The 12,643-nt window shown below is 38.0% G+C and carries 13 protein-coding genes and 1 pseudogene; 9 read left to right on the forward strand and 5 right to left on the reverse strand.

The features are described 5' to 3' along the window. Positions 1-180 precede the first annotated feature (180 nt). From coaE to tsaD, 4 genes are read left to right on the forward strand one after another with little or no spacing between them, the layout of a single operon-like run. Positions 181-798, forward strand: a complete 618-nt coding sequence (coaE, locus tag J3U37_RS09430) for a dephospho-CoA kinase (RefSeq protein ID WP_267374548.1) — start codon at positions 181-183, stop codon at positions 796-798. Beyond that, entirely contained in the window at positions 791-1,528 is a 738-nt protein-coding gene (gene zapD, locus J3U37_RS09435; protein ID WP_267374550.1) for a cell division protein ZapD, read from the forward strand. Before coaE ends, zapD begins: the two co-directional genes overlap by 8 nt. A 26-nt stretch (positions 1,529-1,554) precedes the next feature. Continuing rightward, positions 1,555-1,773 carry a DNA gyrase inhibitor YacG gene (yacG, locus tag J3U37_RS09440; protein ID WP_220217604.1) on the forward strand — a complete coding sequence of 73 codons (219 nt, stop codon included), beginning with the start codon at positions 1,555-1,557 and terminating at the stop codon, positions 1,771-1,773. Then, entirely contained in the window at positions 1,773-2,801 is a 1,029-nt protein-coding gene (tsaD, locus tag J3U37_RS09445; RefSeq protein ID WP_267374552.1) for a tRNA (adenosine(37)-N6)-threonylcarbamoyltransferase complex transferase subunit TsaD, read from the forward strand. The genes yacG and tsaD overlap by 1 nt, the downstream gene beginning before the upstream one ends. A 91-nt stretch (positions 2,802-2,892) precedes the next feature. On the opposite strand, the gene J3U37_RS09450 is transcribed toward tsaD, so the two are convergent. After that, on the reverse strand, positions 2,893-3,237 hold the full coding sequence (locus tag J3U37_RS09450) for a DUF4282 domain-containing protein (protein WP_220217602.1): 345 nt from the start codon (positions 3,235-3,237) through the stop codon (positions 2,893-2,895). A gap of 130 nt (positions 3,238-3,367) precedes the next feature. On the opposite strand from J3U37_RS09450, the gene ycaO reads away from it, so the two are divergent. Further along, positions 3,368-5,134: a 30S ribosomal protein S12 methylthiotransferase accessory factor YcaO gene (gene ycaO / locus J3U37_RS09455; protein WP_267374554.1), complete on the forward strand. Its 1,767-nt coding sequence runs from the start codon at positions 3,368-3,370 to the stop codon at positions 5,132-5,134. 51 nt (positions 5,135-5,185) lie between these two features. Here ycaO and J3U37_RS09460 read toward each other — a convergent pair whose 3' ends face one another. Then, entirely contained in the window at positions 5,186-6,016 is an 831-nt protein-coding gene (locus tag J3U37_RS09460; protein WP_267374556.1) for a shikimate 5-dehydrogenase, read from the reverse strand. Between the two features lie 72 nt (positions 6,017-6,088). Here J3U37_RS09460 and J3U37_RS09465 point away from each other — a divergent pair, with 72 nt between their 5' ends. Continuing rightward, a complete protein-coding gene (locus J3U37_RS09465) occupies positions 6,089-6,415 on the forward strand; it encodes a nitrous oxide-stimulated promoter family protein (RefSeq protein WP_220217599.1) in 327 nt (108 codons plus the stop codon). A gap of 58 nt (positions 6,416-6,473) precedes the next feature. Here J3U37_RS09465 and J3U37_RS09470 read toward each other — a convergent pair whose 3' ends face one another. Then, on the reverse strand, positions 6,474-8,621 hold the full coding sequence (locus tag J3U37_RS09470) for a TonB-dependent receptor (protein WP_267374558.1): 2,148 nt from the start codon (positions 8,619-8,621) through the stop codon (positions 6,474-6,476). 281 nt (positions 8,622-8,902) lie between these two features. Between J3U37_RS09470 and alr the strand changes: the two genes are divergently transcribed. Both alr and mltG read left to right on the forward strand, forming a co-directional pair. Beyond that, positions 8,903-9,988 (forward strand): alanine racemase, encoded by a 1,086-nt coding sequence (gene alr / locus J3U37_RS09475; RefSeq protein ID WP_267336293.1) that lies wholly within the window; start codon positions 8,903-8,905, stop codon positions 9,986-9,988. Positions 9,989-9,996: 8 nt separating this feature from the next. Then, on the forward strand, positions 9,997-11,007 hold the full coding sequence (gene mltG / locus J3U37_RS09480) for an endolytic transglycosylase MltG (protein WP_370634061.1): 1,011 nt from the start codon (positions 9,997-9,999) through the stop codon (positions 11,005-11,007). Between the two features lie 139 nt (positions 11,008-11,146). On the opposite strand, the gene J3U37_RS12190 is transcribed toward mltG, so the two are convergent. Together J3U37_RS12190 and ampD are read right to left on the reverse strand one after the other, a co-directional pair. After that, positions 11,147-11,455, reverse strand: a complete 309-nt coding sequence (locus J3U37_RS12190) for a YqcC family protein (RefSeq protein ID WP_366518729.1) — start codon at positions 11,453-11,455, stop codon at positions 11,147-11,149. A gap of 12 nt (positions 11,456-11,467) precedes the next feature. Further along, positions 11,468-12,016 (reverse strand): annotated as a pseudogene (gene ampD, locus J3U37_RS12195) (1,6-anhydro-N-acetylmuramyl-L-alanine amidase AmpD); the annotation flags it as partial. A gap of 192 nt (positions 12,017-12,208) precedes the next feature. Here ampD and ppdD point away from each other — a divergent pair. Beyond that, on the forward strand, positions 12,209-12,640 hold the full coding sequence (gene ppdD / locus J3U37_RS09490) for a prepilin peptidase-dependent pilin (RefSeq protein WP_267329119.1): 432 nt from the start codon (positions 12,209-12,211) through the stop codon (positions 12,638-12,640). Positions 12,641-12,643: the final 3 nt, after the last annotated feature.

Genomic DNA, 12,643 nt, shown 5'->3' on the forward strand with positions numbered 1-12,643 from the left:
GCGGTTTTTGGGTCTCAATAGGTTTTATTTATTCAATTGATTTATCATAACTTTCATTAACTATTGCACATCTTTTTAAAATTTAAATATTTCTTAATTTAAAGGTTATTTGCTATGTATTATGAAAGAAACTTGTATGATATACTAAAGCCAAAATAGTCATTAATTGGAATGTGTTTTATGCCTTATGTTGTTGCACTTAGTGGTGGTGTTGCTAGTGGTAAAAGTACCATTGCTAACTTATTTGCTCAATTAGGCGTACCAATTATTGATGCTGATATCATTGCGCGTCAAGTGGTCGAGGTTGGTACAGATGCTTTGGCTCAAATCGTAAAACATTTTAGCACTGAAATTTTGTTACCAAATGGCGAACTTGATCGCAGTCAGTTAAGAGAAATTATTTTTAATAATGATCATGAAAGGCTTTGGCTCAACAATTTGTTACATCCAATAATTCATAAAATAACTCAAATGCAAATTGCAAAGCAGACCGCCCCTTATGTTATTTGGGTTGTGCCATTATTAATTGAAAATAATTTACATCAATTAGCTGATAGGGTACTAATGGTTGATGTACCGGAAACGTTACAAATGGAACGTTTAATTTATCGAGATAAAATAAGCGAGTCATTAGCAAAACGAATGATACGTACGCAAGTACCTTTAGCCGAGCGCTTATCGTATGCTGATGATATTATTGTCAATAATGGTAACTTAGCCTCGTTAAGTGAGCAAGTTAATAAGTTGCATCAACAATATTTGAACAACTTTAAAATAAAGAATAACAAGTATGAATAGTATCATTTTTGAACATCCATTAAATGAAAAAATGCGCACGTGGCTTCGTGTCGAATTTCTATTGAATCAATTAAAGACGCATAGCCAGTTAGATGAAACAAATGCGTTAATGTTTTTCCATGCATTATCCGAACTATTAGAAATTATTGAACGTAATGATGTGAAAGGCGATTTAATTAAAGAGATTGAAGCGCAAAAGCAAAAGCTTTCGTCATGGCTGGATATTGAGGGTGTCGATCAAGAATTATTAAATCATCTGATTAGTAAATTTCATGATTACCTCACTCAATTTAATGCGATTATGCGTTTAGGGCAACCGTTAAAAGATGATCGTTTTCTTACCGCCCTTCGTCAACGGTTAACCATACCGGGCGGCTGTTGTAGTTTTGATCTTCCTTCTTTCCATTTATGGCTTAAACAGCCACAACAAAAACGCGATGAACAAGTTCAAAATTGGTTACAACATTTAATCCTACTTGATCAAGCCCTGGCTTCTTGTATGCAATTGATTCGGCAGTTGGGCGAATTTCAATTTTATACCTGCACCAATAACTTCTTTCAAGAAACTAACGGCGAAGTTAATTTGATTCGGATTCGGGTTGATCTAGATAAAAATGTCTTCCCGCAAGTATCCGGGCATATGTCACGTTATAGCATCCGTTTTTTACCTCTTGACGCATATGATAATATGAACACTGATAGTATTGAATTTGAATTAGCCTGTTGCTAATACCGTTTAATTAAAAAAGAGTTTAAATGAATAAAAATCCTGTCACATTTGTTAAATGTCCAACTTGCCAAATACAAGTTGAATGGTCAACACAAAGTCCGTTTCGTCCATTTTGTAGCAAGCGATGTCAGCTTATCGATCTTGGTGATTGGGCAAGCGAAGAGCATCGTATTGCCGATAAAGCACAAATTGAAGAAGATCTTTGGAGTGAAGACAATATTGATGATTTGAGGGATAAGTATTAATGAAAGTACTGGGTATTGAAACCTCGTGTGATGAAACTGGCGTGGCGATTTATGATGATAAACATGGATTAATCGCCAATCAACTTTATTCGCAAATTGAGTTACATGCTGATTATGGCGGCGTGGTGCCTGAACTCGCGTCACGTGATCATATCCGTAAAACGGTACCTTTAATTCAAGCTGCACTTAACGAGGCGAATTTGTCAGCCAGCGATATTGATGCTGTCGCTTATACTGCCGGACCGGGGCTAATTGGTGCATTAATGGTCGGTGCATCAATTGGGCGTTCGTTAGCTTATGCATGGAATGTGCCGGCTATTGCTGTGCATCATATGGAAGGGCACTTGCTTGCTCCTATGTTGGAAGATAATCCCCCACAATTTCCCTTTGTCGCTTTGCTGGTTTCAGGCGGACATACTCAGTTAATTAAAGTAACTGGCATTGGGCAGTATGAATTAATGGGTGAATCGATCGATGATGCCGCAGGTGAAGCGTTTGATAAAACGGCAAAACTCCTTGGACTTGATTATCCCGGTGGGGCTAAACTATCGGAATTGGCTAAGCAAGGCGATCGATTACGATTCCAATTTCCAAGGCCGATGACTGATCGCCCGGGGCTCGATTTTAGTTTTTCAGGTTTAAAAACAGCCGCAGCCAATACGATCAATCAATATCGTGATGAAAGTGGTGAGATTGATCATCAGACTAAAGCTGACATTGCCAGCGCTTTTGAAGATGCATTAGTCGATACTTTAGTGATTAAATCTCGTCGTGCTCTTGAACAGACTAATTTCAAAAGATTGGTTGTTGCCGGTGGCGTGAGTGCTAATAAAACATTAAGGGATAAACTATCAAAGCTTATGCAACAACGTAAAGGCGAAGTTTTTTATCCTCGCATCGCATTTTGTACGGATAATGGTGCGATGATTGCCTATGCTGGCATGATTCATTTGGCTCATTCACAACGCGATGATTTAGCGATAAATGTTAAACCCAGATGGCCTTTAAATGAGCTTAATGGTGGCTAAATAAGAGAATTATTTGTTATATTATTTGTCAGCAAAGTGAGGATAAACCTCACTTGCTTATAAAATTAAGCATTAAAATAGTGCTAGTAGCTTATTGATTGTTAGATTCGGATTTCTCTGTATCTTGAACTTTGTCAGCAATGATATCGATATCTTTAGGGTCAATCTTGAACAAAATAATAATTGTTTCGCAGATAACTCGTGAAGACATAATTCCTACAACTATAATGAATAACCCCATTATAATGTCATATAAAGCACCAGAAAAATTATAAGAAAAAGATTTAAATCCTCCCAGAATTGTCGCTATTCCCATAAATGCAAAGAAGATTAATAAAATCCAATAATAAAGTGTTAAGAACATGGGTGTGAGAGGTTTTTTTAGCTTTAGAAGATCGGTGACTTTAACATTATTCAAGTTTGCTATGTTTTTCATTGTGTTTCCTTTTATTTCCTCAGTTATGTTTCGGTTTTTTACTACATTGACTATAATACAACTAAAACGATTTAAAAAAACAATCGGTACAACGGTTACAATTTTAACATAAAATTTCTTGAGATTAAATATGAAAACTTTTATCCCTGGCAAAGATGCCGCGCTTGAAGATTCAATTAGTTACTTTCATCAACAATTGGCTAAATATGGTTTAGATGTTAAAGAAGCATCTTGGCTTAATCCGGTTCCTAATGTTTGGTCAGTACATATTCAAAACATCAACTGCCCACTCTGCTTTGCAAATGGTAAAGGAGCAAGTAAAAAAGCGGCATTAGCTTCAGCGTTAGGGGAATATTTTGAACGTTTATCGACCAATTATTTCTTTTCGGATTTTTATTTAGGTAAACAGGCTGCCAATGCTGAATTTGTTCATTACCCGTCAGAAAAATGGTTTTCAATTCCTCAAGATAATCGCTTACCGAAAGGCTTACTTTCTGAAAAACTGCTGAAATTTTATGATCCGGATAACGAATTGACCGCCAGCGATTTAATCGATTTGCAATCGAGTAACCACGCTCGTGGGATTTGTGCGTTACCTTTTGTGCAACAATCGGATCAACAAATTATTTATGTTCCGGTTAATTTGATTGCTAATTTATACGCTTCTAATGGTATGTCGGCCGGTAATACCCGTAATGAAGCTCGGGTGCAAGCGTTGTCGGAAATTTTTGAACGTTACGTAAAAAATAAGATTATTGCCCAGGCAATAAGTTTACCGACGATTCCTGCTGATGTGATTAATCGATATCCTTCAGTCTTATCCGCCATTCAAGCGCTGGAAAGTGAAGGCTTTCCTATTTATTGTTTTGATGCATCGCTAGGCGGACAATTTCCGGTTATTTGTGTGGTGTTGTTTAATCCGCAAAACGGCACTTGTTATGCCTCTTTTGGTGCGCACCCTAACTTTGGCGTAGCATTAGAAAGAACAGTGACTGAATTATTACAAGGGCGTAGTTTAAAAGATCTCGATGTGTTTTCGCCGCCTAGTTTTGATAATGATGAAATAGCTGATTTAAGCAATTTAGAAACGCATTTTATTGATTCAAGTGGTTTGATCTCGTGGGATCTTTTCAATGAGCAAGCCGATTTTGACTTTGTCGATTGGGATTTTTCCGGAACAACCGAACAAGAGTTTGAAAATTTAATGGCGATTTTCACCGCTCATCATGTCGAAGTTTTGATTATGGACTATGAGCATTTAGGTGTATATGCTTGCCGAATATTGGCGGTAGGCATGTCAGAGATCTACCCACCAGAAGATCTGCTGATTGCCAATAATAATATGGCCATTGAACTTCGTAAGTTAATCTTATCTTTACCAAATGGCAAATACACCAGCAAACACTACCTTTCCCTTATTGAGCAGCTAGATGATGCCGGTTTAGATGATTTTGCCCGTATAAGAGAATTATTAGGTATAGCAACAGGCAAAGATAATGCATGGTTAACCTTAAGAGTGGGTGAGTTAAAAGCCATGCTCGCCTTAGCCGCTCAAGACCTTGAGCAAGCTAAATTGTGGATCGATTGGACGGTTGAAATGAATGAGTCAATCTTTACCGCTCAGCGTAACCATGCTTATCGCTGTTTGCAAACGTTAGTAAACTTTATACTTGAACGTGATATCGAGCAGTTTAATCAATATCAAAATGCTTTTAATAAGATGTATGGCAAAGCTTGTGTTGATGAAATGTGGCAATATGCAACCGGTAAAAAACGATTCTTCGGTTTAGCGGATTTAACAACCAATAATCCGGACGAAAATGACAATCTTGAACAGTTCGCTATGCATCAATCCTTGCTGGCGGTTTATCATAAATTACATCAAACCATGTCATAATCCCGCTTTATTGCGGCGTCAGCAACCGTTTTTTATGACGCCGCAATAAGTTTAACCTTGTCGGGCAAATTCAGCGGCTTGCAAGACTAACTGTTCGTTAGGCGTGATGCCGGTATATAAGATAAATTGCTCAAGCGCTTGCAACACCGCAACATCGGCGCCGGATATAATCTTTTTATTGACACGTTTGGCATATTTTATCAACGGTGTTTCAACCGGTAATGCAACGACATCAAACACAATCTCAGATTGTTCAATCAGCGTTTCACTAAACGCCAATTGATCTGCTTCACTGCCACCTTGCATACCGATAGGGGTAACATTAATGATTAATTTTGCTTGCTCGGGTGAAATACTCGCTTCATCTGCAACCCACTGATAACCATAACGGTTTGCCAGCGCTTGCCCTTTTGACTCATTACGAGCTGCAATTATGCCATGTTTAAACCCTTTGTCGTAAAAAGCGCCAATGACCGCATTAGCCATTCCGCCACTGCCTTTTAATACAAATGGCGTGGTTTTAGCAATTTGATTGCTTTCGATGAGTTTTGCAACAGCAATATAATCAGTATTGTAGGCTTTTAAATAGTGATTGGTATTTACTATGGTATTAACCGATTCAATGGATTTAGCAGAATTATCCAATTCATCAATAAACTCAATACAAGCTTGTTTATAAGGCATTGATATGGCACATCCTCGGATTGCCAGCGCTTTTATGCCATATATTGCATCTTTCAAATTATTGGTGGTAAAGGCTTTATAAATATAGTTAAGATCGAGCTTTTCATATAAGTAATTATGAAAACGGGTACCGAAATTGCCCGGGCGAGCTGAAAGAGACATGCATACTGTTGTATCTTTGTTAATCATTCTTACCATGATGACTAATCCTTGTGTTCAAAGTGATATTACTTTAGTATTTTAGCATTTTTTTTATGTATGTATTGAAATATGGTTGCAAATAATACTGGTCCTAAAATAGAACAAGAAAAATCGACAGTGAGCGTGATGATCCATTTATATTGCCAGAAAAAACATCACTCAAAAGCCAATCAATTGTGCGATGAGTGTCAAGATTTACGGCAATATGCGATGCAACGTTTAACCATGTGTCGTTTTGGTGAAGCGAAAACCACCTGTGAAAAATGTCCTCGCCACTGCTATCGTAAAGATTATAAAGAAAGAATAAAACAGGTTATGCGTTTTGCCGGTCCCAGAATGATGATCTATCATCCGGTTAAGGCGCTAAAGCATCTGTATAAAAATCTTATTAGTTAGATTTTATTATGACTATGTGATTCATCACATAGTCATTTTGCTTAATTTAGATTACTGATTAAAACTTCATACTTGCACTGATAACCGCATTAAATTTTGCTGCCGGAATACTTTCATAAGCAGTGGTATAGTTTTTGTTTAAAATATTATTCAGATCAACGCCAATTTTATATTGTCTGTTGGCACCAAATGAGGTGGTCGTTGATAAGTTTACTGTTGACCAACCGCTATAGCGATAAACCGATGACTCACTGCGTTTAGTTGCATTTGTTGCCATGCGCATAAACAGATCGGCATCGATATCAACGTGATCAAAATAGGCAGTGTGTTTTAATCCAATATTGCCAGCAAAGCGTGGATTGCCGGTATCATAAGTGGTGTATTTATCGGTTTTTATTTGCCGACGTAAATAGTTACCTTTTATATAAGGGGTAACAGGTAAATCAACATATTCAACCATAAATTCTAAACCATAAGTTTTGGCTTTATTGGCATTATCATAATAGCTAAAATTGCTACCAATAGCGCCATCACAAATCGCTGAACCATCACAGCTCATCTCGGTGATATAGTTTTTCGCTGCAGAATAGTAAATAGCCGCATCGGCTAAAATTTTGTTATTGTTATAACGCAAGCCAATTTCGTAATTATTCGATTTTTCCGCTTTTAATTTGGAATTGCCATAAAGCGTTTGGTCAGATGCCGTGGTGACTGCATACAGGTGCGAAAGGGTAGGATAGACATATCCTTGGGCAAACGATGCTCTTAACTGAGTATCACGGATACCGGAATAAGTCAGCCCGGTTGATACAACAAAATTGTTATCATGATCGCTTTTTTTGCCGTCGGTTTTAACCGTTGACGTTGCCGATCCAACTACTGGCGTTTTATCAATAATTGACGATCCTTTTTTTAGTTTCGAAGTCACCCAATATTGGCGTACACCTAAATTCCATGAAATATCCTCGGTGATATCCCAATCATTTTGCCCAAATAAAGCAATGCTCGATTGTTGCCATTTGTTCGAGGAGAATTTATTTTGAGTATAGCTTTTAATTGGTACCGGCATTTTTGACACAACGACATTATGCGAATTTTGATCGACATTATCTTGCTGATATTGAAGCCCGGCAATCAAATTCATGTTTTTAGCCGGCACAAAGTCAGCTTGAAACGTCATACCATAAGTTTTTTGTTCATCATCGGTTGCCGTGCGGGTATCAACGTTTATTCTGGCATTCGGCGCTACGTTAATATGGTTACGAAATTGTCGATTTAGTTTTTGCGCATAGGCATCATAATGCAGTTTTTTAAGAAAAGTGCCGTCAGCTTGATAGTCATAAAACAGTCCGATTTTTTCACGTTGTAATTTAGGAATTTCAACCGAGAACTCTTTAATAGCAGGATTATTTTTTGACTTATCATAGTAGGTTTTGGTATCTAATTGGTAACGATCTAAAGATAGCCCCAATTTATGTTGATCAAGATTGAAACCAAACCATGAACTTAAACTATTATTACCAAAGTCGGTGTTGTGAAGTTTGCCTTGATACGCTTTACGGTCATTGTTTTTCGCATTGCTACCACTGATGCGATAATCAAAAATATTGTCGATTGAACCATTAATAGTGCCCATTTCGGTAAAGCCGTCGGTTGCGCCATTGTAGATCACTTTAGCGTCACCGCTTAACGGCGAACCGTCTTGGCTACCTTTACGCGTAATAAAATTAACTACGCCACCAATCGCTTGCGAGCCATAAAGCACAGAGTGAGGACCTTTAATCACTTCGATGCGTTCCACCGATTCCATATCAATTAATACTCCGGCGCTTGAGCCATGCCCGGAACGATGATAGGTGACTTCTTGCCCGTCAATTAACATCAAAATACGTGACGGCGCTTCACCCCGTATCATAATTTGTTTTCGGCCGGCTAAGGCATTATCCATAATTTCAACGCCGGGAATATCGCGTAATGCTTCAACAACTGAATCGCCATTTTGATTTTCAATTTCATCTCGATTAACTGCCGTCACCGAAACCGAACTATCCCAGACGGTTTTTTCGTTTCGATCAGCGGTCACTACAATGGTATCTTGCGGGGTGGATTTTTTGGTATCGGCAAAAGTTTGATCAATGAAAAGCAAATTGGTTAATGAAATGCAAATCGCTGTTGCGATATGAGTTTTGGTAATGTTTAAATCCATTATTAACTTAATCCTATTCTTCTCTTTTTTTATAGGTTTTGAATAAAGATTGAATGATAACCATTATCATTTAAGCTGTAAATAGCATTATGCAAATTAATCGATATTGATCACACTCTTTGCCTCAATTTTGCTCACAAATACTGCTCTATAAAGGAAAATGGCCGTTGTTATCGATTAATAAAACAGCGTGAATTGACCAATTTATTAAAATAAATATTTGTGATTATCCATAACAAAACTTACAATAGCCATTTGATATATAAGTTAGGTTAAATACAATGTCTGTGGCAGTAGTTGAAGTTAATCGCAAATCACTTTTACATAATATTGACTATTTTAGAAATAAATCACCTAATAGCGCCTTAATGGCAATTGTCAAAGCCAATGCTTATGGACATGGTATGTTAGGGGTGGCGAAGTTATTACAAGATAAAGTCGATTACTTTGGTGTAGCACGGGTGGGTGAAGCGTTATTATTACGGCAAGAGGGCATTAATACCCCAATTGTTTTATTAGAAGGTTTTTTCCCGCATGATGATGTTAATGATTTAATCGATTTTAATTTACAACCGGTTATTCACGCAAGCTGGCAAATTGATGCATTAAATGCGATTGATGTTGAAAATCAAATTACCGCCTGGTTTAAATTAGATACCGGTATGCATCGCTTAGGTTTTCACCCCGATGAGGCTGAGCAACAATTTATTAAGCTAGCAAATTGCCGGGTAGTGCGACCTTCTATCAATATTATCAGCCATTTTAGTTCGGCCGATGATTTAACCTCACAGCAAACGGCTAAACAAACTGCGTTGTTAGATCAATTTATTTTATCCATGAATCATCACCCAGCTATCAATAAACAATCTATTGCGGCATCCGGTGGCATTCTTGCTTGGCCTAAGTCGCATCGTGATGTTATTCGGGTTGGCATTGCTTTATATGGTGTATCACCGTTTGATGAGGCGATTTCAGCGCTTAAACCGGTGATGACACTTAAATCAGAGTTGATAGCTGTTAGAAAGCATAAAAAAGGCGAAGCTGTGGGATATGGTCAAACTTGGGTCAGTCCAAACGATACCACCTTAGGTGTGGTGGCAATGGGATATGGCGACGGTTATCCTCGGGGTATTAGTCCAAATACGCCGGTGATGATCAATGGTCGTCAAGTGCCGATTGTTGGGCGGGTCTCAATGGATATGATTGTGGTTGATTTAGGACTTCATTGCCATGAAAAACCTGGCGATGAAGTTATCTTCTGGGGGCATCAGCTACCGGTTGAACACATTGCTAAGCACACAGGTATTAGTGCTTATGAATTATTAACGCGCCTGACGTCACGGGCTAAAATTCACTATGTAGATTGAGAGTTATGATTAAGAAAATCGTTTTATGTACTTTACTTACTTTGATATTAATTGTGGGTGGTTCAATTGGTATTGGCTACTACTTTTTGCATCAGTTTTCCAAACAATATCTAAATGTCACTGATGATAATAAAGTCTTTGTGCTAAAAAAAGGCACAACATCACATCAGTTAGCTCAGCAAGTTAAAGAGAGTAATTTACTTGAGCAATCACATTTATTGCCTTATCTATCTAAACTCAATCCTTCGTTAAGATCGATTAAAGCCGGCACCTATCAACTGCATCCGCATATGACGGTTGAGGAGTTTTTAGCGTTATTGGTTTCGGGCAAAGAGAGTAATTTTTCGATCCAATTTGTCGAAGGAAAACGAGCGAAAGATTGGCTTAACGTGATTAAAAATTCACCTTATATTGAACAGACACTTGACGGCAAAACCGATGAAGAGATCGCCAAATTATTAGGGATTGAAGGATCGATCGAAGGTTGGTTATCGCCAGATACTTATCTTTATACAGCTAACACGGTCGATATTAATCTATTAAAACGTGCCCATATGACCATGAAAAATAATTTACAAAAAGTCTGGGAAAATCGAGATAGCGATCTTCCTTACAAGTCGTCTTATGAGCTGTTGATTATTGCTTCAATTATTGAAAAAGAGACCGGACTAAGTTCGGAGCGAGCTAATGTGGCATCAGTTTTTGTTAATCGCTTGAAAGCCAAAATGAAATTACAAACCGATCCGACCATTATTTATGGTTTAGGTGACAAATATACCGGCACCATTCGTCGAGTAGATTTAAATGATACTGAAAATCCTTATAATACTTATGTGATTGAAGGATTACCACCAACACCAATTGCAATGCCTAGCCTTGCCTCGTTGGAAGCGGCTGCGCATCCGGCTAAAACTAACTATCTGTTTTTTGTTGCTAATGGAACAGGCGGTCATACCTTTTCAAGCAACTACAACAGTCATCAACAAGCCGTTAATCAGTATCGACAGTTAAATCGGTAACATCACAGATTGAAAAAACCGTGCAGATGAAGTGACCCCCAATAGTTGGACAACCAATTACTTGGGGGTTTTTTATATCAAATCTTTTCGCAGAACTTTTTCTTAGAACATTTTCACAGAATCTTTTACACAAAGTCTTTTACTCAGAATCTTTTATTGCAGATAATTGATCAAGCTGCTTAATCAGCTCTAATAGCTGTGTTAGGTCTTGTTCCTGCTGTTTAAATGCCTCTTCAAAATAGGGATGAAGGGCAAATTGTGGGATAGCGGCATTAGCATCAATAAGGGCATAAATTCGAGGAATAAAAATCCATTGTAGCCACTCATGCGCTTGCATGGTGTCGAGCGCAAACGGTTCTTGACTTAAAAAAGCATCGGGATGCGGTGGCGCTGATTGCCATAATTGAGTGTCTTGCAGTGCCTGTTTTATCAATTCCAGTTGCTTAATTAACGACTGTGTCTGCGATTGCTGGCTTAATAAATCCCGGTAATATTGCCAGTCAAAACAAGGACCCGGATCGGTTTTACGCGTCGGGGCGATGTCGCTATGCCCGGTAATATTTTTAATGGCATAAGTTTGTTGAAGAATCAAGGTTACCGCAGCTAACTGCTCATATTGCACTGGGGTGAAATTTTCACTGTCGCAGCCTTCTAATTCAATGCCAATTGAGAAATCATTACAATTTTCTTGCCCTTCAAACTGTGATTGTCCGGCATGCCAGGCACGTTTATTAAACGGGACAAACTGGATAATTTCACCATTACGACGAATAAAAAGATGTGCAGAAACTTGTAATTGATAAATTTTAGCAAAATAGGGATCAGCATTCGGATCAAGTTTACCGGTAAATAATTGTTCCACATAAGGACCACCATACTGATTTGGCGGCAAACTAATATTGTGAATGACCAATAATGAAATAGGTTTATTCTCCGGGCGATCATTATAAAAAGGCGATAAAACTTGCTTAACACCTTGTAACCAACCATTAATGATGTTTAAGGGCATATTAACTCCAACAATTGTTTAGGTAATGCGAATGAAGTTTGTGAACTATTGCACAACGATTTTGATATGACCGAAATAATTAACGTGACGATTGTATTTCAAATCCCAAAATACTAATTGGCTTATTATTTCATTTTTTTGTTTCGCTATAAAGACATCACGCAAATCATTTCTATCAAGGAGTGTAACAAAATGTCTAATCAATCGGGATTTACCTTATTTGAACTTATGATTGCTATTGTGGTGATCGCTATTTTAACCGCAATCGGTCTACCAGCTTATCAAGGTTATGTCAAAAAAGCGGCTTTAACTGACATGCTTCAATCGATGAGCGCCTATAAGTCAGCCGTTGAAATTTGTGCCATTGAAAAAGGGGCATTAAAAGGATGTAACAATGGCAGTAATGGTATTGCGGTGACCAAATCGAGTAACTATGTTGCTTCTATTACGGTAAGTAATGGGGTTATCACTTTAGTGGGATCAAACGCTTTAGCTGGCTTAACCACTACGCTAACGCCGACAATCAATACCACCCATGGTCATTTGGATTGGAGCCGAACTTGCATAACAACGCCGCCGGATGCCGGTTTAACTTCCGCTTGTGAAGATATTTTTAAATTTTGATTA

The sequence above is a fragment of the Gilliamella sp. B3172 genome, from assembly GCF_026536465.1.
GTDB lineage: Bacteria > Pseudomonadota > Gammaproteobacteria > Enterobacterales > Orbaceae > Gilliamella.